This window comes from Bacteroidota bacterium (assembly GCA_026391695.1).
GTDB lineage: Bacteria > Bacteroidota > Bacteroidia > Bacteroidales > JAGONC01 > JAPLDP01.
The window spans coordinates 1-24,152 of the sequence record JAPLDP010000078.1; the positions used below are offsets into that span (position 1 = coordinate 1).

The following is a 24,152-nucleotide window of genomic DNA, read 5'->3' on the forward strand; positions in this document are numbered from 1 at the left end:
ATGCTCGTTTCATAAAATGTCGAATTTTAGATTATTGCGCAAATATAAATGATTGTGCTTCGAGCACGTGCAGCGCTTGAGCTACGGACTGGATTTTTATTCGTCTGTGTGTAAACCAAACGGTTTGTAATGTATATTTGACTAAATTAGTGTAGTAAAGTCGCGGTAGGATTCAATCATGAAATGGTTAATATATTTCATATTATCAGTGGCAGCCAATATTTCCTACGCTTCAGTATTTCAAGGTGTTAAGTCGGATATGGTGGTTGCAAACCTGACAGGCTACATATCAGATTCTCAATTGCAGCAGCCAATTTATGGGGCCATGTTAACTATTGAAGGATACCCCGTTATCTATTCTGATATTTCAGGGTATTATTCAATTTGTGTGGAGGAAGGTATCTATGATATCAAGTGCATAGCCTTTGGATATCAAAAGAATACGGTTCAGGATTTTTTCATTTCAGGCCAGGTTCAACTTGACTTTGCACTGATACAGGATATATGCGGGCCTCCCCTGAACCTGGAAGGTGAACTTATCAATTATGAATATGCTTTTCTGACATGGAATCCGACATCTGGTAATACATACCCTGAAGACTGGATTCATTATGACAACGGTTCTAATTATACAGGCATCGGCTTTGCAGAAGGAGGTTCGTTTACCGTGGCCATTCGTTTTGATACCAATCAACTGGAACCATACAACGGATATTACCTGACCATGATCAGGTTTTTTCCTACAGGTGAAAACACGGAATATGTGTTTAAAGTCTGGACTGATGCGAATGCGTCGAACCTTTTGGTCAGTATACCTTTGACCGATCTCATTATAAATGAGTGGAATGATCTTAACCTGGGAAGTCCTGTTTTCATCGATCATTCAAAAGAATTATGGATTGGGTATGCCTGCCTCAATCATCCTCCCGGCGTGTATCCGGCAGGATGCGATTCAGGACCTGCTGTCACAGGCTATGGAGATATGGTGAACTTAGATGGTTCAACATGGGAACCCCTGTCTTCATATGGACTTGATTATAACTTGAATATCCAGGGATTCATACAGCATCCTGGTATCGACTACCCGGCATCATCGCCACATAAAAGCAGCACGAATGCTCTTATCGGTTATAATATTTACCGTAACAACCAGTTACTGCCTCAATCCCCTGTGACTGCGAATTTATTCCTGGATGGCCCTTTGCCATTATCCTCGGTTTATATTTACACGGTTACTGCCTTATATTCTGATTGTGAATCAGAACAAACCCTTCCGGTAATAATCTGGACTGAAGATACAGAGGACATCGTCGGGCGGAATACCATTCATCTTTTTCCAAACCCGGCAGATGATTTTTTGTATGTGAATTCAGCAGCTTCGGTTAAGCATGTATTCATCTATACTGCTTTTGGGGAGGTGGTTTATGACCGGAATGCAGATGAGCGCGAAATCAAAGTCGACATCGGTGGATTTGTGAAAGGGGTGTATGTTGTACTTGTGATGACTGAAAATGGGTGGTTTACGGAAAAATTCATTGTAGAATAAAAAGGGATGAGGGTCAAATTTAGAATAATTCTCCAAACCTGAATGATTAATTAAGACCTGTCAGGTAAAAATCTATTTTTAAATTATCTTAAAATGTTTTAGGATGAATATGAGATTACATATCATTGAATTTCTTCTTAATCAATTCACTATCTCTTTGTTCTATAAACAATGGAATGTTGGAATATTTCTCATGAAATCCATAACCTCCGTTTATCATTTCATCAATTGCTTCCTGATAAGACCAATCCTGGAAGACGATCCTGTACATTGCACAGACTAGGCCTGTCCTGTCGGAACCATATACACAATGGATCAAAATAGGCTTTGGTGCTTTTTGAATTATTCTGAGGGCTTCGGTTACTTCATTTTCAGTAAAATGTTTTGCCCTCATCGGAACATGAAAGTAGTTAAGATTAAGGTCTCCGATTATAGTGCTGTCTGAATTGCTAACTCTTAAATTGAGAATGGATTTTATACCCATTTGTGCGATGACGCGGAATCCACTATTGTCAGGCTGTTCAGAGCGATAAACATCATTATTTAGCTGATACAGATTATCAAAACTCCAATTGGTCACTTTTTTTGCCCAGATTTCAGGCCGGGGTGTTGCCGGATTTTGCGAGAATCCAGGCCTGACAAGAAGAACAAGGATTATGTAATAGAAAATTTCTGATTTTATAAAAGACATATGATTGATTTAGTAAGGAAGATCAAGGTATCGGTTTATAAGAACTAAACAAATCAGAATTTGGTTGTTTATCAATGCCCTTTTTTATTTAATAATAAATTTCCCGGTTTCCCTTTTTCCATCTTCCCATATTAACTGAAAAAAGTAAAGTCCATCATTTAAGTTTTTTCTTTCTAATTTGATGGATCCTTCTCCCGTTCCTCCTGAATACCACAAAATATTTCCTGAATTATTATAAATCAAAAGGTCATATTTCTCATTTATTTTATTATAGGTACTTATAATGATTGCTGAGGTACTAAATGGATTTGGAATGACTCTGACATTAGTTGTTAGAATACCAGGATCCGAAATACCCTGTGAGATATTGTATTTAGCAATGTATAATGCAAGAATACCACCGGCTTGTGTAAATCCCCCGCTGGCATATATCTCCCCTTTATAATCGGTAATTGCAGTAATATAAGGATACGCGATGTTCATTCCGGTCCCTAAGGCAGCCCAGGTAGTACCGTCCCAGGTTGCAATTGCATTTGTGGTTATGCTGCCAGCCTTAGTAAAACCACCTCCTACAAAAAGTTTACCCCTTATTGAATCCAGTTCAGAAGCCTCGCCGTCCAGATCAATACCCAGAGATGACCAATTGCTACCATTCCATTTTTGAATGTAATTACCAATATTTCCCTGGCTTTTAGTGAAATTCCCACCTGCATATAATTCACCATTATAGGTTTCTAAAGCATCAACCCAGCCAGCAATTATCCCGATTCCAAGAGGAGACCAATTATTGCCATTCCATTTAGCTATATTATTTAATGGGATTCCGTCAATATCAAGGAAACCTCCGGCAACAACCAGCTCTCCATTATACGTGCACATACTATAAATTTCACCATTTGCCAATCCGATACTTGACCAATTCATGCCATTCCATTTCTTAATTGGCCAGCCACCACTTGCATAAAGCTCATTATTATAGACAGTCATAGCATATATATGGCCGGATTCAAATTCCCCTAGTATTGATACCCATTCTGTTCCATTCCATTTGTCAATCCCCATGCTCCCTCCAGCATACAATTCGTCATTATAAATAACAAGGCACCACACAAAGTTCACCCCTACAACATTTGACCCTACCGGTGACCAACTGCTACCATTCCATTTTGCAGTATAAACCACTGGATTTCCACCTGCAAAAGTAAAACCTCCACCAACATATAATTCCCCGTTGAAGACACATTGTGCACCAACAGAATTGTTAGTCCCGCCCCCAACCTGCGTCCAGTCTTGAGATTGAGCTACGTTAGTGATGAGACATAGAAAACATAAGATGTGTAATAATTTTTTAGTTTTCATGTTTTAAATGTTTATCATTTTTCTAAGACATTTTGACGGTTGTTGATACAATTATCACTTAATCAATAATTTCGATTTTAATATTTTGTTCTTTCCAATTTTATAAATGGTTAAAAAGCTCATTTACTTTAATCAAGTCTCCAACAATCATATTAAAAAAGAATAATCCTACTAATATATTAAAAAAAAGGATATGTTTAATAGGTGGTGAATAAAAAAGGATGACATCTCTGGTAGGAGATGTCATCCCTTTTTGGCTTTTAGAGGTACCAAGCGGATTCGAACCGCTGTACGAGGTTTTGCAGACCTCTGCCTAGCCACTCGGCCATGGTACCAGATGCAATTTGTGAACAAAATTACAAAATCCATTTTGAAATGCAATACTATGGATTAATTTGTTAATTAGATAATTAGTCTATGTGATGATGTGCCAATTAATTTTATTAATACAAAATGAGCCCATCAACTAATTGACTAATTGACTAATTAACAAATTGATATTCAGTCCTCAGTTGACAAGGTCACACTTACCTTTTCAACTTTTCCGCCAACCTGGGGATTAATTTTGGATACAGTAACCTCGGCAAAGGTAATTTGGGGGAATTGCCGGCAGACCCTGTCGAGTATCTGCCTGGCCACATGCTCCAACAGATTGGATGCCTGATCCATCTCTTCTTTTACTAAGGCATATACTGTTTGGTAATTGATGGTCTTGGTCAGATCATCTGTTTTTTCGGCTTCTGTGGTATCGGCTTCGAGAAAAAAATCAATGATGAACCGTGTTCCGATGACTTTTTCTTCTTTAAAACAGCCATGGTGAGCATAAAATTCCATGCCCTCAAGAGATATCAATGACATGAGCTTATTCTTTTTAAATCACAGAGCACGGAGGATTTTCCCTCTGTTCACTCCGTGTGACCTCCGTGTCCGTGGTTAAATTAAATACAAAATATTTCGGAATCACAAAAGTACAGCAAAAAGCAGATAACCCATATTTTTATATTTTTGCAGTCGTTGCTACAAGTAAAACATTAAGGACATGAACAATAATGATGCTCTAAAAAATCCGGCCGAAGCCTGGGGTTCGAAATTTGGTTTAAATTTCCTCGAGGCGATCATTGAAGAGGATATCCGGAAATGTAAGAACGAAAGCCGTGTTCACACCCGTTTTCCACCGGAGCCCAATGGCTATCTGCACATCGGCCATGCCAAGTCCATCTGCCTGAATTTTGGACTTGCGAGGAAGTATAATGGTTTGTGCAACCTGCGGTTCGATGATACCAATCCCACTAAAGAGGAGCAGGAATATGTCGATTCGATCATCGAAGATGTGCGATGGCTCGGATTTGACTGGGATGACCGGCTTTTTTATGCCTCCGACTATTTTGATCAGCTATATGAATGGGCTGAGAAAATGATTCTGGAAGGCAGAGCCTATGTGGATGACCAGAGTGCAGAGCAAGTTAGTGAGCAACGTGGCACGATCAATACCCCGGGGAAGGAAAGCCCTTACCGGAACCGGTCTGTTGAAGAGAACCTCAATCTTTTCCAACGTATGCGTGCCGGTGAATTCCCGGAAGGATCGAAGGTGCTGCGGGCAAAGATCGACATGGCATCACCAAATATGCTGTTACGAGACCCGGTAATGTATCGTATCCTGTTTGCTATCCATCACCGTACGGATGACAAATGGTGCATTTACCCCATGTATGACTATGCTCATGGACAGTCGGACTACCTGGAGGGGATAACCCATTCCATCTGCACACTTGAATTTGAAGTACACCGGCCCTTATACGACTGGTACCTGGATCAGCTCATTGAAACAGAATACCGGCCACAACAAATCGAATTTGCGCGTCTCAACCTCAGTTATACGATCATGAGCAAGCGTAAGCTCCTTGAGCTTGTTGAAGGTGGTTTTGTAAACGATTGGGATGATCCACGTATGCCTACTATCAGCGGGCTGAGACGACGCGGTTACACACCGGAGTCGATCCGTTATTTTGCTGATCTTGTCGGCGTAGCTAAACGTGATAATACCATTGATCTTGCTTTAATAGAGCATAGTCTTAGAGAAGACCTGAACAAACGTGCACCGCGGGCTATGGCTGTCCTGAATCCCCTGAAAGTGATCATCGATAATTATCCTACAGACCAGGTCGAGGAAATGGAATCGGTCAATAATCCCGAGGATGAGTCCATGGGAAAGCGTATGATCCCATTCTCAGGGACTATTTATATCGAAAAGGAGGACTTTATGGAAAATCCTCCCAAAGGATATTTCAGGTTATACCCGGGTGGAGAGGTGAGGCTTAAGAATGCCTATATCATCAAATGCGAGAGATTTGTGAAAGATGATCAGACCGGTGAAATCAGCGAAGTACATTGTACATATTTTCCGGAGACGCGAAGCGGTGGTGAACAGAGCAACCGTAAGGTAAAAGGAACGCTGCACTGGGTGTCGGCACAGCATGCACTGAAAGCCGAAATCCGGCTTTATGACCGGCTGTTCACAGTGGAAGATCCTGCCGGGCATGAAGACAAAGATTTCAAGGAATTCCTTAATCCGGAATCATTGACCATCGCTACTGCTTTTGTCGAGCCTTCACTGAAGGCTGCCCAATCCGGAAGCCACTATCAGTTTATCCGGCTGGGGTATTTTTGTGTCGATAAGGACTCCACAAATGATCACCTTATTTTTAACCGGACGGTGACGCTGAAAGATACGTGGGCGAAGATGAGTAAAAAAGAGTAGGAATATCGAATATCGAACATACGAAGTAGAAGGAGAAGTTTATATTCGAAGTAGAAGGAGAATGGAAGTTAGAAGTTAGATGATAGAAGTAGCTGTTGGGATTTATTCTTGGTTGTTTTTAGATTTTAGATTTTTTTTGGCTGTTTGAACACTTCTGACAAAAATGGAAATGAGCTCATTGTTTTCTTTGACAAGTGCAGATAGTTCACTCGTATCATTCAGGTCTTTGTCATGAGCAAGAATTCTCAGGGAAACATAACATTCACGAAGCTCTTTCAGAACAATTTTTATTTTATGGATAAAATCCTTCGCCGACTCTGCACTTTGCGCCTCAGCATAATTTAATGCAGTTGAGGTTGAAGACTTACTTATCTGATTGGCCAGTTGCATATGAAAGTAAGTATTAGGAAAGGTTTTTAAGACCTCCTGAATACGTACTACAAAATCAATAAGTCGGTTTTCAATTTGAAATGAACCTGATTTCGGTGCCATGGTTTTTAATGTTAATCCCGAAACCTATTAAATGTTACCCTGTTTTCATAAAAAATTTCTAAATCCCAACTAACATTCTAACTTCCTATCTTAAATCGCCTTCGCCTTGCCCTTTGCCTTCTACTTCGTATGTTTGTCTGTTGGATATTCAAAAAAAAAGGTAAAAATTGAATAATTTCCCAAAATTAAATATCTTTGCCTCCCCATTGCCCGATGGTGTAACTGGCAACACGTCTGACTCTGGATCAGAAGAGTCTAGGTTCGACCCCTAGTCGGGCAACAACGATACCTGTTGAAAAAGCTTCAATAATTCTCGTCTCTGGATTATGAAGCTTTTTTTATTTGAACACGGAATACACGGATGACACGGAATATCACGGAGATTGAGAATAGAGCAGGCTAAGGTTATGATAATTTGTTTTACATGAATGAATAAAAAAATTTGTTTAGGATTGGAAATGGACAAATAAAGTATTATTTTTACAGATCCGGAATTAAACTCCTGATCTGTAAAGATGCTTATAGAACGAAAGATTCATGACAAGATAAAAGAGATAGCCCTGAAGATGCCTGTTATCAGCGTCACAGGTCCGAGGCAATCGGGTAAGACGACTCTCGTTAAAATGATTTTCCCGGACTATCTCTATCTGGACCTTGAAATTCCTGAAATACGTGAACTGGCCATAAAAGATCCCAGAAGCTTTTTGTCGGGTCATGATAAGGGATTGATTATAGATGAGATCCAATATGCACCGCAACTGCTATCGTATATCAAGAGCCTGACAGATGAGACCGGTAAGAATGGAAAGTTCATAATCACCGGATCGCAAAATTTATTGCTTCTTGAATCCATAGCGCAGAGCCTGGCGGGCAGGGTAGCCATATTTAACCTTTTGCCTTTCAGTATAGAAGAGCTTTTAACATCCGGACATTTTCAGGATGACTATCAGGACCTCCTGGTGAAAGGATTTTATCCCCGTCTGTATGCTGAGGGATTATCACCTGATGATCTGTATCCATCGTATATTCAGACTTATCTTGAAAGGGATGTGCGCCGGATCATCAATGTCAAGGATTTATCAAAGTACCAGTCGTTTATTAAGGTGGCCGCCGGAATGATTGGTCATACGATCAATTTAACGTCGATGAGTAACGATTTAGGGATCGATCAGAAGACCATAAAATCATGGATTTCAGTTCTTGAAGCCAGTTTTATCGTGTTCTTGCTGCCGCCGTATTACCGTAATTTCAATAAAAGAATCATAAAAGCCCCTAAGCTATATTTCTATGACACAGGGCTTGCCTGTTCTATCCTCGATATAAAAGACCGCCGGCAGCTCGAATCGTATTACAACAGGGGAAATTTATTTGAATCTTTTATTTTATCCGAGATGTTCAAGAGTCAATTCAATAGTGGGGTCAAACCCTATTTTTATTTTTTTCGTGATAATTCGGGTAATGAAGTTGATGTTCTTTTTGAACAGGGAGTCACAATCACCGGCGTTGAAGTGAAATCGTCAAAGACCGTTCATAGTGATTTTTTCAAAGGCCTGAACTTTTGGCAAAAACTAACCGGGACAAGCCGGCCCGGTTATCTGGTTTATGGTGGGCGACTCAACCAGAAAGTCAACCAGGTTCAGATACTTGGGTGGGAGCATGTGAATGATATTTTTAATGCCGACATTGACAGTGCGCAATCCTGAGTTATGCAGTATAAAATATCAGGTATATTTATTACATTGAACTCATCATGATTAACTTTGATAAATATTAGCCGGTCAAAAGCAATGAAAAAGAGCAGAATCAATCCCGAACACATAGGTAAGTCAGGATTTAATGGAAAAACTACCAGAAAAATTATAAGTTTAGGTCTATTGAGCAAAATCTGCTAAATAATCAATGGAATGCTCAATAGAATAACCAAGATTATCGACAAGAGAGTACCAACTAGTACTAGTGTCATGTCAATCGTGTACTGACGGATAAAGGCGTTTCAATTTTATTCTGGCATCCTTTGTTGTAAACTGCCAATCTATTTTAGAATTCCTGTTATTTCGATCATACTCCCATGCCTCGACCTCGTCTATCATTTCATCCATTGTTGCAATCCGTCGCTTCAGACATTGTTTTGAAAGGACATTAAGTTCAATTTCTGCCATATTCTGCCATGATCCGTGTTTCGGGGTATTTATGAATTCAAACCGATCCCATAATACCTTTGCTTTTTCCGGAGAATACCTTTCATAAAATGAGCCAGAGACATGTGTTTTAAAATTATCCATCACCAGAGTAATTTTTTCTGCCTGTGGATACTGTAATGAAATGTCATTAACAAATTCTGCCCAATCTGTCTTGGTCTTTCTCTCGGTAATTTTTACCATACGTTTTCCCTTTAGGGGCTCATTAGCCATAAAAATATTACAAACCCCGTTTCGTACATATTCATAATCTATTCGTTGTTCCTGACCTGGTTCCATCTGTTCACCGGTTCTTGTTTCTCCTATCAACTGTTTTGGCGACTCATCCATACAAACCAGTGGATTGGCTTCATTATAGGGCCGTTTATATACATCTAAAACCCGCTCCATGTCTGCAACAAATTGACTATCATTGCCTGGCGGTATTACCCATCCTTTTACCCTCCAGGGTTTTAAAGCGTTTTTTTAAAACGGTTCGCACCGTTTCATATGAGATATTCTCTACATAATTAAGCTCTACCATTTTGTCCGCTAATAGACGCAGTGACCATCTGGCATATCCCTTGGGAGGCTTCCCACAACTCAAGGCTACGAGATGAGCTTCAACATCACCATCTGCCTTGCGTTCGTATTTCCGCTCTGACTCCTTTCGTTCCAGGGCGGCATCGAAACCATCTTCTACAAACCGCTTTTTAACACGGTCAATTGTTCGCATACCAATTTTTAAAACCTTTGCCATTTCTTCATTGGTCACTCTTTCGAAATGCTCGCCCCGGTCGCAATTGAGCAAGATATATGCACTCCTGAAACGTTGAGAGGTATGAGTGCCTTTATTGATTATTGACATAAGCTCTTCTCTTTCTTCTTCAGTTAATGTAACTTTGTATGTGATTCTGTTCTTTGCCATAGCTTTTTATTTTTGGCAAAGATAATAAATATTTACGTCATATTACAATTGACATGACACTAGTTTTAAAAAGAATTAAATTGATTTCGAAAATGCTTCAACAGCTCTACTAATCCTACGGATTACCTCTTCTTTCCCGATGGCCTCCATGATATCGGTCAGGTGCGGGCCGAGGCTGGCGCCGACAAGGCATAACCGCAACGCATTCATCACCTGGCCTATCCCATAGCCCTTTTGCTCAATCCATTCTTTTAGCCTGGCTTCGATGTCAGAAGATATAAAAGGCTCAATACCTTTAATGAAATCAGCAGCTTCTGTCATGATTTTTGGCGTATCTTCCTTCCATCTCTTTTTTACTACCTCGGTATCATAACTTTCCGGTGCCTTAAAGAAGAACCAGGATTGGTCCAACATCTCATTCACAAAATCCACCCTTTCTTTGACCAATCCAACAACACGTGTTACAAATTCATCTGGTGCACTGATGCCTCTAGATTTGAGAATCGGCTGAAAAAGTGCTGTCAGCTCTTCATTGGTTCTTTTCTGTAAATACTGATGATTGAACCATTTAGCTTTTTCAAAGTCGAACCGCGACCCGGATTTACCCACTTTTTCAATGGAAAAGGCATCGATAAGTTCATCCATGGAAAAGAGCTCCTGTTCTGTTCCCGGATTCCATCCCAGGAAAGCCAGGATATTGACAAAGGCTTCGGGGAAATACCCGGATTCTCTATAACCTGAAGAAATCTCTTTTGTGTCGGGGTCAACCCATTGCAGGGGGAAGACAGGAAATCCCAGCCTGTCGCCGTCGCGTTTGCTCAGCTTTCCTTTTCCGTCGGGTTTGAGAAGGAGGGGAAGGTGGGCAAATTTTGGCTCATCCCATCCAAAAGCCCTGTAAAGCAGCGCATGGAGAGGCAGCGACGGCAACCATTCCTCGCCACGGATCACATGGGAAATCTCCATAAGATGATCATCCACAATATTGGCCAGATGATAAGTGGGCATGCCATCCGATTTGAACAGGACCTTGTCGTCAAGCGTGGATGTATGCACCACCACCCAATCTCTTATCTCATCATAAACCTTTACATCTTCATTTTCAGGAATTTTGAAACGGATCACATAATTATGGCCTGCTACGAGGCGATTTTTAATATCTCCGGAAGGAAGTGAAAGAGAATTTTTCATCGACAAGCGCGAGAGGTAGCTATAACTGGTATTCAAAGCTTTTTCATTTTCGAGCCTTTTTCTCATCTCTTCAATTTCCCCAGCGGTATCGAATGCATAATAGGCATGGCCATTACGTACCAGCTCTTCGGCATACTGCCTGTAGATCGATTGCCGTTCCGACTGGCGGTACGGGGCAAAAAGCCCTCCCTCCCTGATGCCCTCGTCAAATTTAATTCCCGTCCATTCCAGCGATTCAATGATATAATTCTCTGCGCCGGGAATAAATCGCGCCTGGTCGGTATCTTCGATCCTGAGTATGAACTTACCGCCATTTTTCCGTGCAAAGAGGTAATTATACAGGGCTGTTCTCACCCCACCGATGTGAAGTGGCCCTGTCGGGCTGGGGGCAAAACGCACCCTGATCGTTTTTTTATCCATGAAAACCTGAATTTGAGCCGCAAAGATAATAAATCCTCCTTTGAAAAGTTATTGAAATTGCGTACTTTCGTCGGCTCAATAACTTAATATCCCAACCTTTATGAATTACAAGACAATTACTTATTTTATTGCTTTACTGCCTGTCATTTTTATTGCAGGCTGTAAATATGAAAAATCTTCCGAAGAGATGGAAAACCAATATTCAGGAGTAATCGCGGCTGATGCAGCTTTTACACCTATATCACCGGAGATTGTAAAAGCACGGCTTGCTTCCTATGCGCCAGTGGAATTAAAGGCTGATATCAGTCATCTCAGCGTAAAGGAAAAACAAATCCTTTCCATATTATTTGATATTGCCGATATTATGGATGACATATACTGGCAGCAGACCCTTGGCAATAAGCAAGCTTTCCTTAACCGCTTGCAGGATGAAAGCACAAAACAGTTTGCCATGCTTAACTACGGACCATGGGACCGTTTAAACGACAATGAATCGTTTATCAAGGAGATAGGTGAGAAACCTGCCGGGGCAAACTTCTATCCACTGGACATGACGAATGAGGAGTTTGAAGCATTGAATGATCCCAATAAGACAAGTTTATACACACTTATCAGGCGAAATGATGATAAATCGTTACGTATAGTCTGGTATCATGAAGCTTATGCGAGCAAGGTCAAAAAAGCCGCTGATCTGATGAAACAAGCCGCTGCGCTTGCTGAAGATGAAGGTCTGAAAAAATACCTGACCCTCCGTGCTGACGCATTACTCACCGACAATTGTCAACCCAGTGATTTTGCCTGGATGGAAATGAAAACATCGAACATTGATTTTGTGGTCGGTCCTATCGAAAACTATGAGGATGCGTTGTATGGTTATAAAGCGGCGCAGGAGTCATTTATACTTATAAAAGACAGTGAGTGGAGCCAAAGGCTTGTTAAATATACAGCCTTACTGCCCGAACTTCAGAAAGGTCTTCCTGTTGAAGAACAATATAAGAGTGAAACACCCGGTTCAGGTTCGGACCTGAATGCTTATGAAGTCATATATTATGCCGGCAATGCCAATGAAGGGGGCAAGACCATTGCCATCAACCTGCCCAATGATGAGGAGGTGCAGCTCAAAGCCGGCTCCAGGCGGTTACAGCTTAAGAACTCCATACAGGCCAAATTTGAAAATATCCTGATGCCTATTGCCAAAGTGCTTATCGATTCCGCACAACTTAAACATGTTAAATTCAACGCCTTTTTCGAGAACATCATGTTCCATGAGGTAGCACATGGTCTGGGCATTAAAAACACGATCACCGGACAGGGACCTGTCAGAAGCGCTTTGAAGGAGCAGTACTCATCAATGGAAGAAGCCAAAGCCGACATCATGGGACTTTATCTTGTCACCAAACTCTATGAGATGGGGGAACTTAAGGAAGGGGAGGTGATGGACAATTACATTACATTCTTTGCCGGTATATTCCGCTCCTGCCGCTTTGGTGCTGCCGATGCACACGGAAAATCAAACATGATCCAGTTCAATTATTTCACTGAAAAAGACGTCTTCAAGCGGAATGAAAACGGGACCTATTTTGTCGATTTTGATAAAATGAAGGAAGCGGTTATATCCCTTATGCAGAACATTATTCATATTGAAGGCGATGGAAATTATGCTCAGTCAAAGCAATGGATTGAGCAAAAAGGGATTATTATTCCGCAACTGAAGGCTGACATTGACCGGGTCAATACATCAAATATTCCAGTAGACATCGTCTTCATCCAGGGAAAGAAGATAATGGGCCTGCAATGATCATCACCTTAGAGGGAATTACAGGGAGATAAACAGGAGAAGGTAAAATCAGTCATTAACATTAACTAAAACCATTTTATCATGAAGAAGTTATTTTTATTGATGCTTATGGTCATAGCCATGAGCTTTGGAAGTTTTGCATCTGATCCGCCCGATGAGGGCATGTGGCTGCCGATGTTTGTTGACAGGCTTAATTATACCGACATGCAGAAGATGGGTCTGAAGCTCACGGCTGAAGAGATATACAGCATAAACAATTCAAGCCTGAAAGATGCTATTGTCGACTTCGGTCATTTCTGCACAGCCAGTGTTGTGTCACCTGACGGACTATTATTCACCAATCATCATTGTGGTTATGATGCTATTCAGAAGCACAGTTCAGTCGACCATGATTATCTCACTGATGGTTTTTGGGCTATGACCAGGGAAGAGGAATTGCCAAATGAAGGGCTGACTGCCACTTTTCTCATTCGCATGGAAGATGTGACAGCCAGGGTACTTGCAGATGTGAAAGACGATATGACTGAGAATGAACGGAATGATACTATTAACAAAGTGACCACCACACTTGAAGAGGAGGCCTCAGAGGACGGCAAATATGATGTAGAGGTGAACAGCTTTTTCAATGGGAATGAATATTATTTATTTGTTTATCTGACTTATAAGGATGTACGACTTGTTGGTGCACCACCCTCTTCCATTGGTAAATTTGGCGGTGACACCGATAACTGGATGTGGCCGCGGCATACAGGCGACTTCAGCATTTTCAGGATTTATACCGCGCCTGACGGAAGTCCTGCAACGTATTCGAAAGAAAACGTGCCTCTTAAGGCAAAATATGTTGTTCCGGTTTCTGTAAAAGGATACCAAAAGGAAGATTTTGCCATGGTATGGGGTTTTCCTGGCCAGACTGACCGTTACCGGAGTTCATACGGTGTTGACCTGACGCTTTACCACTCCGATCCTGCCATAATCGATTTTGGTAAGGTATTCCTGGATATTATGAAAGCAGATATGGATGCCAGTCCTGAAGTGAGAATTCAATATGCCTCAACGCATGCACAGATAGCAAATTTTTGGAAGAATAAAGTCGGTGAAGCCCGTGATCTGAAGAGGTTGAAAGTCATCGATCAGAAAAAGGCCATTGAGGAGCAATTCCAGACCTGGGTCAATGCTGATCCTGCCCGAAAGGAAAAGTACGGTTCAGTGCTGCAGGATATGGAAGAAGGATACAAAACCCTCGCCGATACTAAATCCCAGGAGGCCTTATGGTATTTTCAGGCGCCATTCTTTGCTTCCAAGATAATCACTTTTCCCTTGCAGCTTCGTAGCCTTCAGGCTGTTCTTGAAAAGAAAGACTATCAGCCTGCCGATCTGGAAGAATTTAAAGTTCAGGCTGAGGAGTATTTCAAGGACTACAATGCGGCATTGGAACAAAAACTTTTTGCTGCGGCCCTTAAACTGATCTATGATAAAGTTCCGGCTGACAAACATCCTGATATTTATACATCCCTCATCATGAAAAAATATAAGGGATGCTTCGATGCCTTTGCTGCCGATGTTTTTAAGAAATCCATATTTGCCACAAAAGAGAATTTCATGACTTTTATCAATAAGCCTTCGCTAAAAAAATTTCAGAATGACTTAGCCAATAAAACTACCCAGTCGTTCTTCACAGCATTTTCGACCCTGAATGCAGGAACTGGTAGCATTTCGGAAAAGCTCAGCCGTGACAAACGTCTGTTTGTTGCCGGTCTCAGGGAAATGATGAAAGACAAGGTTTTTTATCCTGATGCCAATTCAACAATGCGTTTTACCTATGGAAAGGTGCTGGATTATTATCCGGCCGATGCGGTACATTATAATTATATGACCTATCTCTCCGGTGTCATTGAAAAGGAAGATCCGACCAATGAGGAATTTATTGTTCCGGCAAAGCTGAAAGATTTATATCAGGCCAGGGATTATGGCAGGTATGGAAAAGACGGAAAGATGGTTGTATGCTTCCTGACCGATAATGATATAACAGGCGGAAACTCGGGCAGTCCTGTTCTCAATGGTAATGGTGAACTTATCGGCCTGGCGTTCGATGGCAACTGGGAGTCAATGAGTGGAAATATTGCTTTTGAGCCGGCATTGCAGAGATGTATCAACGTGGATATCCGTTACGTCCTGTTTATCATTGACAAGTTTGCCGGTGCGCAAAATATCATTAATGAACTGACTATCAGGTAGGTTTATTAAAAAGGGATGTCATCCCTTTTATTTTTATTTGATCTGAAAAATCTCATTCAGCTTTTTCGTCAGCTCTTCACCCCTCAGATTCCGGGCAATGATAATGCCTTCGGGATTCAAAAGCACATTGGAGGGAATAGAGTTGATACCGTATAATTTTCCGGCTTCATTACTCCAGTATTTCAGGTCCGACACGTTTGTCCAGGTAAGTTTATCCTTCTGAATAGCTTCCACCCATTTTGTTTTTTCTTTATCAAACGACACGCTCAATACGGTAAAACCTTTATCCTTAAAGGCATTAAAGTTAGCCACGACATTTGGATTTTCACCCCTGCACGGACCACACCAGGAGGCCCAGAAATCGACTAATATATATTTCCCCTTAAATGACGACAGGGTGACGGAATTACCCGCTGTATCATTCATTGTAAAATCAATGGCAGGCTGGCCGACGACCACCCGCTTCAGCACATCCACACGCTGTTTCAGTTCCTGGACATATACGGTGCGGGCAAGCGATGTATCAAAGGCATTGACAAGAGGTTCAAGATCCTCAAGTTCAAACATGTAGGAATTGCTTCTGGCCAGGTAAGGTGAAATTATGCTACTGGTGTGTTCGAGTATATATTTTTTCAAAAACTCCATTTGTTCATTATCAGCTGTTTCTATTTCAGCGTCCAGCCTCTTCATGAGCGTATCGTTGTTCGTATCTTTAGCTTTCTGATACTGGTCGTAGAGATCATCAAGTTTTAAGTCGTATGGTGCAGATGCCTCTTCATATGAATCATATTCATCCTGAGCTTTTGACCCCGTAATCATAACCATATCAACACTATCAATATGGCCGGTGAGGGTGATAACGGAATTTTCAATAAAAACCGGGAGATATGCTTTTAACCCTTCAAAAGTGATAAAGTGCCTGACCGGCATATCTACGTTACCAGTGAATGTAAATGTGCCATTGGTGACATTGGTAGAATCCAGCTTGACCCAGACACCTTCTTTTCGTGTTTCTATATAAGCCTTTCCGTCCTTCAATCCTCCTATAGTGCCATTGATAGTGTATAGGTTTGTTTTTTTTGTGGAACAGGAGAATATAAATAGGGTAATCCCAAAAACCAGCAAAATTCTTTTCATCTGGAATAGAATTAATTATACATATTATCGATTAAACTTTCTGCAAGTATAGGAATAATTTCCAGTTCTTTATAAGAACATATAAAATTTTAAACATATTTCGTCAGTGAGCTTGCTCTTTTGCTATCAGATTTTTTTTAATTTGGCCTGATCATATAAACCGGAACCAGTTACAAACAATTTATACAATTTGTTTTATGATACTATCGTCGTGGGATTGGATTATTATCGGATTATACTTGCTGGTGAGTATTTCCATCAGTATTTACATGTCGAAACGTGCCAGTCGCAGTACGGGAGATTTCTTTTTAACCGGGCGCAACCTGCCCTGGTATATTGCAGGTACAAGTATGGTGGCGACAACGTTTGCGGCTGACACCCCCCTGGCTGTTACCGAGCTTGTGGCCCAGAATGGCATCGCAGGAAACTGGCTATGGTGGAACATGGTTTTCGGAGGCATGCTGACGGTATTCTTCTTCGCCCGTTTATGGCGGAGGTCGGGTATTACCACCGACTGCGAGTTTGTCTCTATTCGTTATTCAGGCCGAGCGGCCGATTTCCTGAGAGGTTTCAGAGCGGTTTATATCGGTATATTCATGAACATGATTGTGATAGCCTGGGTCAACTTGGCCATGGCGAAAATATTAAAAGTCATGTTCCCTGAGCTGACTTTTTTGGGCATTTCGGAGGTGTCTTTTTTAGGGATGACCTTTACATCACATCTCCTGGTTGTGGGATGTATCATGATTTTTGTGGCTATATATTCATCCTTGTCTGGTTTATGGGGTGTATCATTTACTGATTCATTTCAGTTTGTCTTTGCTATGACAGGCTGCATCGTGCTGGCTGTTTTTGCATTGGGTGCGCCTCAAGTGGGAGGCATAGCCGGATTAAAGGAGAAGTTGCCGGAATGGGTATTTCATTTTACACCTGTTGTAGGAGATGCACATACAGCGTTGGGTACAGCAGGAGATGTCCTTAAGCTAAGCCTGACAGCCTTCATTGTTTATATTGGCATCCAATGGTGGGCTAGCTGGTATCCGGGTGCAGAACCTGGCGGCGGAGGTTATGTGGCTCAACGCATGATGTCGGCAAAAAATGAGAAACATTCCCTGCTAGCTACCTTATGGTTTCAGATCGCTCATTTTGCTGTCAGGCCTTGGCCATGGATCATCGTCGCTCTTGCTACATTGATACTGTATCCCAATGAACCGGATAAAGGTGCGGCCTATGTCATGGTCATCCGTGACTTTTTACCATCAGGTCTCGTCGGATTCCTGTTGGCCGCATTTCTTGCCGCCTACATGTCAACTTTGGCTTCGCAGACCGTCTGGGGTACATCCTACATCATTAATGACCTGTTCCGCCCATATATTAAACCGGGAGGTGATGAGAAGTATTATATCAAGGTATCAAGGATCACCACCTTTCTCCTGTTGATTCTTTCTCTTATCGTGACCACACAATTTGAGAGGATCAGCGACGCATGGAAATTTATCCTGGCATGCAGCGCAGGTATCGGGCCTGTCTTGATCCTGCGGTGGTTCTGGTGGAGAATCAATGCCTGGTCGGAGATATCAGCCATGATTGCCCCCTATTTCATATATCCGGTTTTGAAATACTATGGTATAAGTTTCGAAGTCAGCCTGATGATCATTGTCGCCTGGTCAACATTCATCTGGCTGACTATTACCTTTATCACAAAACCTACGTCTGAGGATCAGCTGAAATCTTTTTATGCCAGAGTGCATCCGGGGGGTAAGGGCTGGGAAAGGATATCCAGGCAAATACCCGAAATACAGGGAGATACAGGTTATAGATACCTGTTTGTAAATTGGGTTGCAGGTGCAGCAATGGTCCTCTTGTTTCTGTTCGGCATAGGGAAACTTATCTTCCATGAATACATATTTACGCTTATCTATTTTGCAGGTGCATTGCTTTGTGCTGCAATCATATACAGAAACATGAAAAAAATGGGTTGGGAGAAGGTTGCAAAATAGCTCTTACTTCTTCTTCATGAAAAACAGATATTGACTTAAGATGACTAGGCCGGTTGTGAAGAGTGTGCTTAACAGCACCCGAACCAGGGTGACAAAAAACTGTTTAAAAGTGAAGGCTTCCAGGTAGAATAAAAGGGTATGATGTAAGAGGACCAAAATGAGAGTATAGGATATAAACCATCTGAATCCCATGTCTCTGATGCAGGGCTGAATGCCGGCTTCGGCCTCTCTCGGTGAGGCCACTAACCGAATAATCCATGGACGGCAATAGGCCATAAAAACAGATGCCGCGGCATGCATACCTTGGGTATTTGAAAAAATATCGACGCTAAAACCCATCATGAACGATAAAGCCAGTAAAAGCCAGCCCTGGATTTCAAAAGGAAGCATTAATATAAACAGTACATAAAGGTATGGATTGAGGTAACCGCTGAAATTGACACTATTCAATACAGTGACCTGAACCAGGAGAAGAATAATGAAACGAATACTATGTTTGATATGTACCGACATCCGTATGCTTTTATCCGCTAATTGTCATTACGTCAAATCCGGTTAGTTAATCTCCTGAAAATGTATCTCTGACTTTTTTTATCTCTCCCTTCATGAGATCTTTAACCACTTCAACATATTCCAATTGGTTATAATCCACTGAAAATTTTATTTCGATGCTGTAAAAGTTATTACCTTCAATGAGAGAGTAGTCAGAAATAGTTCCTACTAATATGCCTTCCGGGAAGATCTGGGAATAACTGCTGGTAACGATGGTATCGCCAATATCAACCAACACATGCCCGGGTATATCTTTCAATGTCCCATACCGGTAGTCAGGCCCATCCCAGATGACTGTTCCGTTCTGGTTATTTTTTTTGATTTTGGCACTGATATGGTTTTGTGAATTCAGGACAGATATAACAGAGCAAAAGTTATCAGATGCATCTTTAACAATGCCGACCACACCCTGAGTGGAGATGACGGCCATCTCACTGGTGATACCCTGGCGGAGACCCTTGTTCAGTACCAGAAAATTATCACGCTTATTCAGGGAGTTCCCGAGAACTTTTGCTGCAACGTACTGGTATCGTTGCTGATAGATGGTGTCGTTCACTGTGTATGTCGACACATTACGAGCCATATATGCATCTTTCAAAAGATCATGAAGACGGGCATTTTCATCAGCAAGAGATTTATTGGTTTTCCTGAGCGAAAAATATTCAGAGATCGAATTAAAGGTTTTGTAAACATTGCCGGTGACACGGTTGCTTGTTTTGATGATCATGGCACGTTGATAATAGGTATTATTCACAAGTAGAATAAAAGAGAAGATTTCCAGCATGAAAAAAAGGAGGAAAAAGTGGTATCTCCTGATGAAAGCAAGAAGGTTCCTCATAACTATAAAGAATCAGTGATCAAGCGGTCAAACGGGGACCTGTTTTATTTGATCAGGAACGGAAATTTGTTAAAGTTCTTCAAAGCAATGCCGGTGCCGCGTGCGACAGCCCTGAGGGGATCATCCGCAACGTGGACAGGGAGTTTAGTTTTCAGATGCAACCGTTTGTCGATGCCACGCAGTAAAGAACCACCCCCTGCCATATAGATTCCGGTGCGGAATATATCGGCCGACAGCTCCGGTGGTGTCATTTCAAGTGCATTAAGCACAGCAGCTTCGATTTTGGCAAGGGATTTATCCAGGGCATAGGCGATTTCGGCATAGTTGACCTTGATTTCTTTCGGGATGCCGGTGAGCATATCCCTACCCTGGACTGCAAAATCATCTGGCGGATTATCGATCTCACTCATAGCTGCGCCAACCTCTATCTTAATCCTTTCGGCTGTCCGTTCACCAATATTGATGTTATGCTGTTTACGCATGTACTCTAGGATGTCGTCGTTGAGATCATCGCCGGCTATACGGATGGATTTATTGTTGACAATACCTCCCAGGGCGATGACAGCTATTTCTGTTGTTCCGCCTCCGATATCGATGATCATATTCCCTGTGGGTTCGAGTACGTCAATACCGATACCGATGGCGGCGGCCATAGGTTCATGGATCAGGCGCACTTCCTTGGCACCTGCCTGCTCGGCTGAGTCCTTCACAGCACGTTCTTCAACCTCGGTTATGCCGGAAGGGATACATATAACCATCTTAAGCGCCGGAGGGAAGAGGGTATTCTTTATGCCGATCATTTTAATCATCTCACGTATCATCACCTCGGTAGCCTGGAAATCAGCAATCACCCCATCGCGTAAAGGACGAATGGTTTTTATGTTCTCATGGGTCTTGCCATGCATCATCAAAGCTTTTTTACCAACAGCCATGACCTTGCCGGTACTTCTTTCGATGGCAACAATAGATGGCTCGTCAACAACCACTTTGTCGTTATAAATGATGATCGTGTTGGCAGTGCCAAGATCAATGGCGATTTCCTTTGTAAGAAACGAAAATAGTCCCATATCAAAATCTCCTTAATTCTCCAATATCTCAAAAACCAAAACTCTGTTAATGTTTAAAATGCCTTGTTCCGGTGAAAACCATCGTCATCCGGTGTTTGTTGCAGTAGTCGACAGATTCGGCATCGCGCACAGATCCTCCGGGTTGAACAATGGCGGATATACCTGCCTTGTATGCGATGTCAACCGAATCGGCAAAGGGGAAGAAAGCATCGGATGCCATGACAGCCCCGTTGAGATCAAATCCAAATGAACGGGCTTTCTGAATGGCTTGTTTCAATGCATCCACCCTTGATGTCTGTCCGACTCCGCTGCCTAATAGCTGTTTGTTTTTTGCCAGGACAATAGCATTCGATTTGGAATGCTTGACAATTTTATTGGCAAAGACCAAATCGGTCAATTCCTGATCACCGGGTGCGACAAAGGTCACTACTCGCATGTCGTCGACCGACTCGGTCTTTATATCTTTTGATTGTTCCAGCACTCCGTTCAATGCAGAGCGGAAGTACTTATCCGGGAAGGTATACGACTTTTTCTGCAAAATTATCCTGTTTTTCTTCAACATCAGCAAATCGAGGGCGTTTTTTTCATAGCCAGGAGCAAGGATGATTTCAAAGAACAATTTATTTATTTCACTTGCACTTTCAGTATCGACAACCGCATTGGTGATGAGTACACCGCCAAAGGCTGATACCGGATCACCTGCCAGTGCATCGGTCCATGCCCCGGCGAGAGATGAACGGCTTGCTACCCCGCAGGCATTGGTATGTTTGATGATCGCAAAGGTGGTTTCATCAAATTCATTGATCAGGCTGATAGCCGCATCCAAGTCGCCAATATTGTTATAGGATATCTCCTTGCCATGGAGCTTGTCAAAAACGTCATCCAATTTCCCGTAAAATACAGAAGCCTGGTGTGGATTTTCCCCATAACGCAGGGAGCTGGCTTCTATTATACTTTGTTTAAACGCTTTTGTTTCACCGTCATTGTTAAAGTATGTGAAGATAAGTGAGTCATAATGTGATGAAACATTGAAGGCCTGGGTGGCGAAATACTTACGGTCGGCCAGTGACGTGTATCCCTTTCCGGTATTTAATAAATGAATGAGTTGATCATAAAAAGTGGTTGAAGGCACCACCAGAACATCCTGGTAATTTTTTGCTGCAGCCCTGATCAGTGATATACCACCGATATCAATCTTTTCGATGATTTCATGTTCATCATCAGTGGATTTTATGGTTTCCTCGAAGGGGTAAAGGTCGACGATGACCAGGTCGATCAACGGTATGCCGAATTCATTGAGTTGCTGTTGGTCATTATCATTGTTTCTCCGGTTCAGTATACCTCCGAAAATCTTGGGATGTAATGTTTTTACCCTTCCCCCAAGAATACTGGGGTAACTGGTGAGGGATTCAACTGATGTGACATTGATGCCCAGTTTTTCTATATAATCGAATGTGCCACCTGTCGACAGGATTTTAATTCTGAGGTCATCCAATGTCCTGATGACTTTTTCCAGGTTTTTTTTGTCAAAAACCGAAATAAGTGCTGTATTGATTTTTTTTGGCTGCTCCATCAGGCAATAAATAAAAGATATTTCGTGCAATTTTATTAAAAATCGGGGCATGAAACAATTAATACCACGCTTTTATTTTAGTTTTAATTTGTACTTTTACAGAGCGATGACATTGTCATCGATATCCATCAAGCATGTTAGCGTTCAAACTGGTCATCGAAAGTTTTATTTTCGCCATCAATGCCATCATTGTCAATAAGGTGAGGACACTGCTTTCCCTGTTGGGCATCACCATTGGTATATTTTCCATCATATCCGTTTTTACGGTCTTTGATTCAATGGAAATGTCTATCAAGAAAAGTTTTGAGTCATTGGGCGACAATGTTCTGTTTATCACCAAGTGGCCATTGATAGGTGATGCAAATATGCCCTGGTGGAAGTACTGGAACAGGCCTGAACCATCGATCGAAGAGCTGAAGGAGATTGAGAAAAGAAGCCAGGGTACTGAAGCAGCAACCATTGAATTTGGATTGAGCAAGACAGTGAAATTCGAAAGCAGGCATATTGATAATGTCTATATTTCATCTGTCTCGCAGGATTATAATAATGTCATCCATTTTGAACTGGACGATGGCAGATATTTTACAAATATCGAGTCTAACAGTGGGCGTGCCGTTGCCGTAATTGGAAATGACATTGCGACCAACTTGTTTGGTAATTTACATCCGGTTGGACGAAAAATCACACTGATGGGAAGAAAAGTTGAAGTGATCGGCGTTTTCAAAAAAGAGGGTAATGATAACTTCGGCAACTCGCATGATAATGTTGTGCTTTTGCCAGTTCAATTTACCAGAGATCTGGTTGATATGCGGGAAAGAGGCATGACCATTATCATAAAATCCAAAGCCAATGTATCCAATGATGAACTTAAGGATGAACTGACCGGTATCATGCGTTCAGTAAGAAAACTGAAGCCATCGGCCGAGAACAGTTTCGAGATCAATGAGATCAGCATGCTGACTACGTTCATTGAAAACCTCTTCGGTGTTATCTCAATAGTCGGGTGGATCATAGGGGGATTTTCTCTCCTTGTCGGGGGCTTTGGCATTGCCAACATCATGTTTGTGTCAGTTAAAGAGCGTACCAGCCAGATTGGCATTCAGAAATCATTAGGCGCAAAAAGATATTTCATCCTTCTGCAGTATATTTTTGAAGCGGTATTCCTTTCCATTTTCGGAGGTATACTGGGACTTATCCTTGTTTTTCTTGGCACCTTGCTGGGAGAAGATGTCCTTAACATGGAGCTGATCCTGACTGTAAAAAATATTGTTCTCGCCTTAGCTGTTTCAGGATTTATTGGTTTTATTTTTGGATTTATGCCTGCTTATTCCGCAGCGAGGCTAGATCCGGTTAAAGCCATGAGATCCACCTTTTGAAATTTGGAATTTAGTCG

The 24,152-nt window shown here is 41.8% G+C and carries 18 protein-coding genes and 2 tRNA genes; 8 read left to right on the top strand and 12 right to left on the bottom strand.

All coding sequences use genetic code 11. The features are described from left to right. The first annotated feature begins 178 nt into the window (after positions 1–178). Positions 179–1,546 (top strand): T9SS type A sorting domain-containing protein, encoded by a 1,368-nt coding sequence (locus tag NT175_11420; GenBank protein ID MCX6235306.1) that lies wholly within the window; start codon positions 179–181, stop codon positions 1,544–1,546. Positions 1,547–1,661: 115 nt separating this feature from the next. On the opposite strand, the gene NT175_11425 is transcribed toward NT175_11420, so the two are convergent. From NT175_11425 to folB, 4 genes are all read right to left on the bottom strand, one after another. Then, positions 1,662–2,237, bottom strand: a complete 576-nt coding sequence (locus NT175_11425) for a dual specificity protein phosphatase family protein (GenBank protein MCX6235307.1) — start codon at positions 2,235–2,237, stop codon at positions 1,662–1,664. Between the two features lie 84 nt (positions 2,238–2,321). Then, a complete protein-coding gene (locus NT175_11430) occupies positions 2,322–3,596 on the bottom strand; it encodes a T9SS type A sorting domain-containing protein (GenBank protein ID MCX6235308.1) in 1,275 nt (424 codons plus the stop codon). A gap of 264 nt (positions 3,597–3,860) precedes the next feature. Further along, positions 3,861–3,931: transfer RNA gene (locus NT175_11435), tRNA-Cys, on the bottom strand. Between the two features lie 166 nt (positions 3,932–4,097). Beyond that, positions 4,098–4,454, bottom strand: a complete 357-nt coding sequence (folB, locus tag NT175_11440) for a dihydroneopterin aldolase (GenBank protein MCX6235309.1) — start codon at positions 4,452–4,454, stop codon at positions 4,098–4,100. 181 nt (positions 4,455–4,635) lie between these two features. Between folB and NT175_11445 the strand changes: the two genes are divergently transcribed. After that, entirely contained in the window at positions 4,636–6,354 is a 1,719-nt protein-coding gene (locus NT175_11445; protein ID MCX6235310.1) for a glutamine--tRNA ligase/YqeY domain fusion protein, read from the top strand. 102 nt (positions 6,355–6,456) lie between these two features. Here the strand turns inward: NT175_11445 and NT175_11450 are convergent, their stop codons facing one another. Further along, positions 6,457–6,846 carry a four helix bundle protein gene (locus tag NT175_11450; protein ID MCX6235311.1) on the bottom strand — a complete coding sequence of 130 codons (390 nt, stop codon included), beginning with the start codon at positions 6,844–6,846 and terminating at the stop codon, positions 6,457–6,459. A gap of 207 nt (positions 6,847–7,053) precedes the next feature. Here NT175_11450 and NT175_11455 point away from each other — a divergent pair. After that, positions 7,054–7,126 (top strand) — tRNA-Gln (locus NT175_11455). A gap of 235 nt (positions 7,127–7,361) precedes the next feature. After that, positions 7,362–8,549 carry an ATP-binding protein gene (locus NT175_11460; protein MCX6235312.1) on the top strand — a complete coding sequence of 396 codons (1,188 nt, stop codon included), beginning with the start codon at positions 7,362–7,364 and terminating at the stop codon, positions 8,547–8,549. Positions 8,550–8,810: 261 nt separating this feature from the next. Here the strand turns inward: NT175_11460 and NT175_11465 are convergent. Both NT175_11465 and gltX read right to left on the bottom strand, forming a co-directional pair. Beyond that, positions 8,811–9,951 (bottom strand): IS630 family transposase gene (locus tag NT175_11465; protein ID MCX6235313.1). Its coding sequence is split into 2 segments (ribosomal slippage): positions 8,811–9,510 and positions 9,509–9,951, totalling 1,143 coding nucleotides; the frame shifts between segments, so codons are not numbered across the junction. A 75-nt stretch (positions 9,952–10,026) separates the two neighbouring features. Next, positions 10,027–11,559: a glutamate--tRNA ligase gene (gene gltX / locus NT175_11470; GenBank protein ID MCX6235314.1), complete on the bottom strand. Its 1,533-nt coding sequence runs from the start codon at positions 11,557–11,559 to the stop codon at positions 10,027–10,029. Between the two features lie 100 nt (positions 11,560–11,659). Between gltX and NT175_11475 the strand changes: the two genes are divergently transcribed. Together NT175_11475 and NT175_11480 are read left to right on the top strand one after the other, a co-directional pair. Beyond that, complete coding sequence (locus NT175_11475) at positions 11,660–13,357, top strand: Zn-dependent hydrolase (protein ID MCX6235315.1); 1,698 nt, start codon at positions 11,660–11,662, stop codon at positions 13,355–13,357. A gap of 81 nt (positions 13,358–13,438) precedes the next feature. Continuing rightward, entirely contained in the window at positions 13,439–15,592 is a 2,154-nt protein-coding gene (locus tag NT175_11480) for a S46 family peptidase (GenBank protein ID MCX6235316.1), read from the top strand. 33 nt (positions 15,593–15,625) lie between these two features. Here NT175_11480 and NT175_11485 read toward each other — a convergent pair whose 3' ends face one another. After that, on the bottom strand, positions 15,626–16,729 hold the full coding sequence (locus NT175_11485) for a DUF4369 domain-containing protein (protein ID MCX6235317.1): 1,104 nt from the start codon (positions 16,727–16,729) through the stop codon (positions 15,626–15,628). Between the two features lie 197 nt (positions 16,730–16,926). Here NT175_11485 and NT175_11490 point away from each other — a divergent pair, with 197 nt between their 5' ends. Further along, positions 16,927–18,729 (top strand): Na+:solute symporter, encoded by a 1,803-nt coding sequence (locus NT175_11490; protein ID MCX6235318.1) that lies wholly within the window; start codon positions 16,927–16,929, stop codon positions 18,727–18,729. Between the two features lie 3 nt (positions 18,730–18,732). Here NT175_11490 and NT175_11495 read toward each other — a convergent pair whose 3' ends face one another. Genes NT175_11495 through purH form a run of 4 tightly spaced genes read right to left on the bottom strand, consistent with a single transcriptional unit; the run spans position 18,733 to position 22,759 of the window. Next, positions 18,733–19,242 carry a rod shape-determining protein MreD gene (locus NT175_11495; protein ID MCX6235319.1) on the bottom strand — a complete coding sequence of 170 codons (510 nt, stop codon included), beginning with the start codon at positions 19,240–19,242 and terminating at the stop codon, positions 18,733–18,735. A 46-nt stretch (positions 19,243–19,288) separates the two neighbouring features. Further along, positions 19,289–20,119 (bottom strand): rod shape-determining protein MreC, encoded by an 831-nt coding sequence (gene mreC / locus NT175_11500; GenBank protein MCX6235320.1) that lies wholly within the window; start codon positions 20,117–20,119, stop codon positions 19,289–19,291. A gap of 44 nt (positions 20,120–20,163) precedes the next feature. Beyond that, a complete protein-coding gene (locus NT175_11505) occupies positions 20,164–21,186 on the bottom strand; it encodes a rod shape-determining protein (protein ID MCX6235321.1) in 1,023 nt (340 codons plus the stop codon). 46 nt (positions 21,187–21,232) lie between these two features. After that, positions 21,233–22,759 carry a bifunctional phosphoribosylaminoimidazolecarboxamide formyltransferase/IMP cyclohydrolase gene (gene purH, locus NT175_11510; protein MCX6235322.1) on the bottom strand — a complete coding sequence of 509 codons (1,527 nt, stop codon included), beginning with the start codon at positions 22,757–22,759 and terminating at the stop codon, positions 21,233–21,235. 134 nt (positions 22,760–22,893) lie between these two features. On the opposite strand from purH, the gene NT175_11515 reads away from it, so the two are divergent. Further along, positions 22,894–24,135 (top strand): ABC transporter permease, encoded by a 1,242-nt coding sequence (locus tag NT175_11515; GenBank protein MCX6235323.1) that lies wholly within the window; start codon positions 22,894–22,896, stop codon positions 24,133–24,135. Positions 24,136–24,152 lie beyond the last annotated feature (17 nt).

Bases quoted from the DNA above. Each gene is read 5' to 3' on its own strand.
- NT175_11420 (MCX6235306.1), top strand. From the start codon at position 179: ATGAAATGGTTAATATATTTCATATTATCAGTGGCAGCCAATATTTCC.
- NT175_11425 (MCX6235307.1), bottom strand. From the start codon at position 2,237: ATGTCTTTTATAAAATCAGAAATTTTCTATTACATAATCCTTGTTCTT.
- NT175_11430 (MCX6235308.1), bottom strand. From the start codon at position 3,596: ATGAAAACTAAAAAATTATTACACATCTTATGTTTTCTATGTCTCATC.
- folB (MCX6235309.1), bottom strand. From the start codon at position 4,454: ATGTCATTGATATCTCTTGAGGGCATGGAATTTTATGCTCACCATGGC.
- NT175_11445 (MCX6235310.1), top strand. From the start codon at position 4,636: ATGAACAATAATGATGCTCTAAAAAATCCGGCCGAAGCCTGGGGTTCG.
- NT175_11450 (MCX6235311.1), bottom strand. From the start codon at position 6,846: ATGGCACCGAAATCAGGTTCATTTCAAATTGAAAACCGACTTATTGAT.
- NT175_11460 (MCX6235312.1), top strand. From the start codon at position 7,362: ATGCTTATAGAACGAAAGATTCATGACAAGATAAAAGAGATAGCCCTG.
- gltX (MCX6235314.1), bottom strand. From the start codon at position 11,559: ATGGATAAAAAAACGATCAGGGTGCGTTTTGCCCCCAGCCCGACAGGG.
- NT175_11475 (MCX6235315.1), top strand. From the start codon at position 11,660: ATGAATTACAAGACAATTACTTATTTTATTGCTTTACTGCCTGTCATT.
- NT175_11480 (MCX6235316.1), top strand. From the start codon at position 13,439: ATGAAGAAGTTATTTTTATTGATGCTTATGGTCATAGCCATGAGCTTT.
- NT175_11485 (MCX6235317.1), bottom strand. From the start codon at position 16,729: ATGAAAAGAATTTTGCTGGTTTTTGGGATTACCCTATTTATATTCTCC.
- NT175_11490 (MCX6235318.1), top strand. From the start codon at position 16,927: ATGATACTATCGTCGTGGGATTGGATTATTATCGGATTATACTTGCTG.
- NT175_11495 (MCX6235319.1), bottom strand. From the start codon at position 19,242: ATGTCGGTACATATCAAACATAGTATTCGTTTCATTATTCTTCTCCTG.
- mreC (MCX6235320.1), bottom strand. From the start codon at position 20,119: ATGAGGAACCTTCTTGCTTTCATCAGGAGATACCACTTTTTCCTCCTT.
- NT175_11505 (MCX6235321.1), bottom strand. From the start codon at position 21,186: ATGGGACTATTTTCGTTTCTTACAAAGGAAATCGCCATTGATCTTGGC.
- purH (MCX6235322.1), bottom strand. From the start codon at position 22,759: ATGGAGCAGCCAAAAAAAATCAATACAGCACTTATTTCGGTTTTTGAC.
- NT175_11515 (MCX6235323.1), top strand. From the start codon at position 22,894: ATGTTAGCGTTCAAACTGGTCATCGAAAGTTTTATTTTCGCCATCAAT.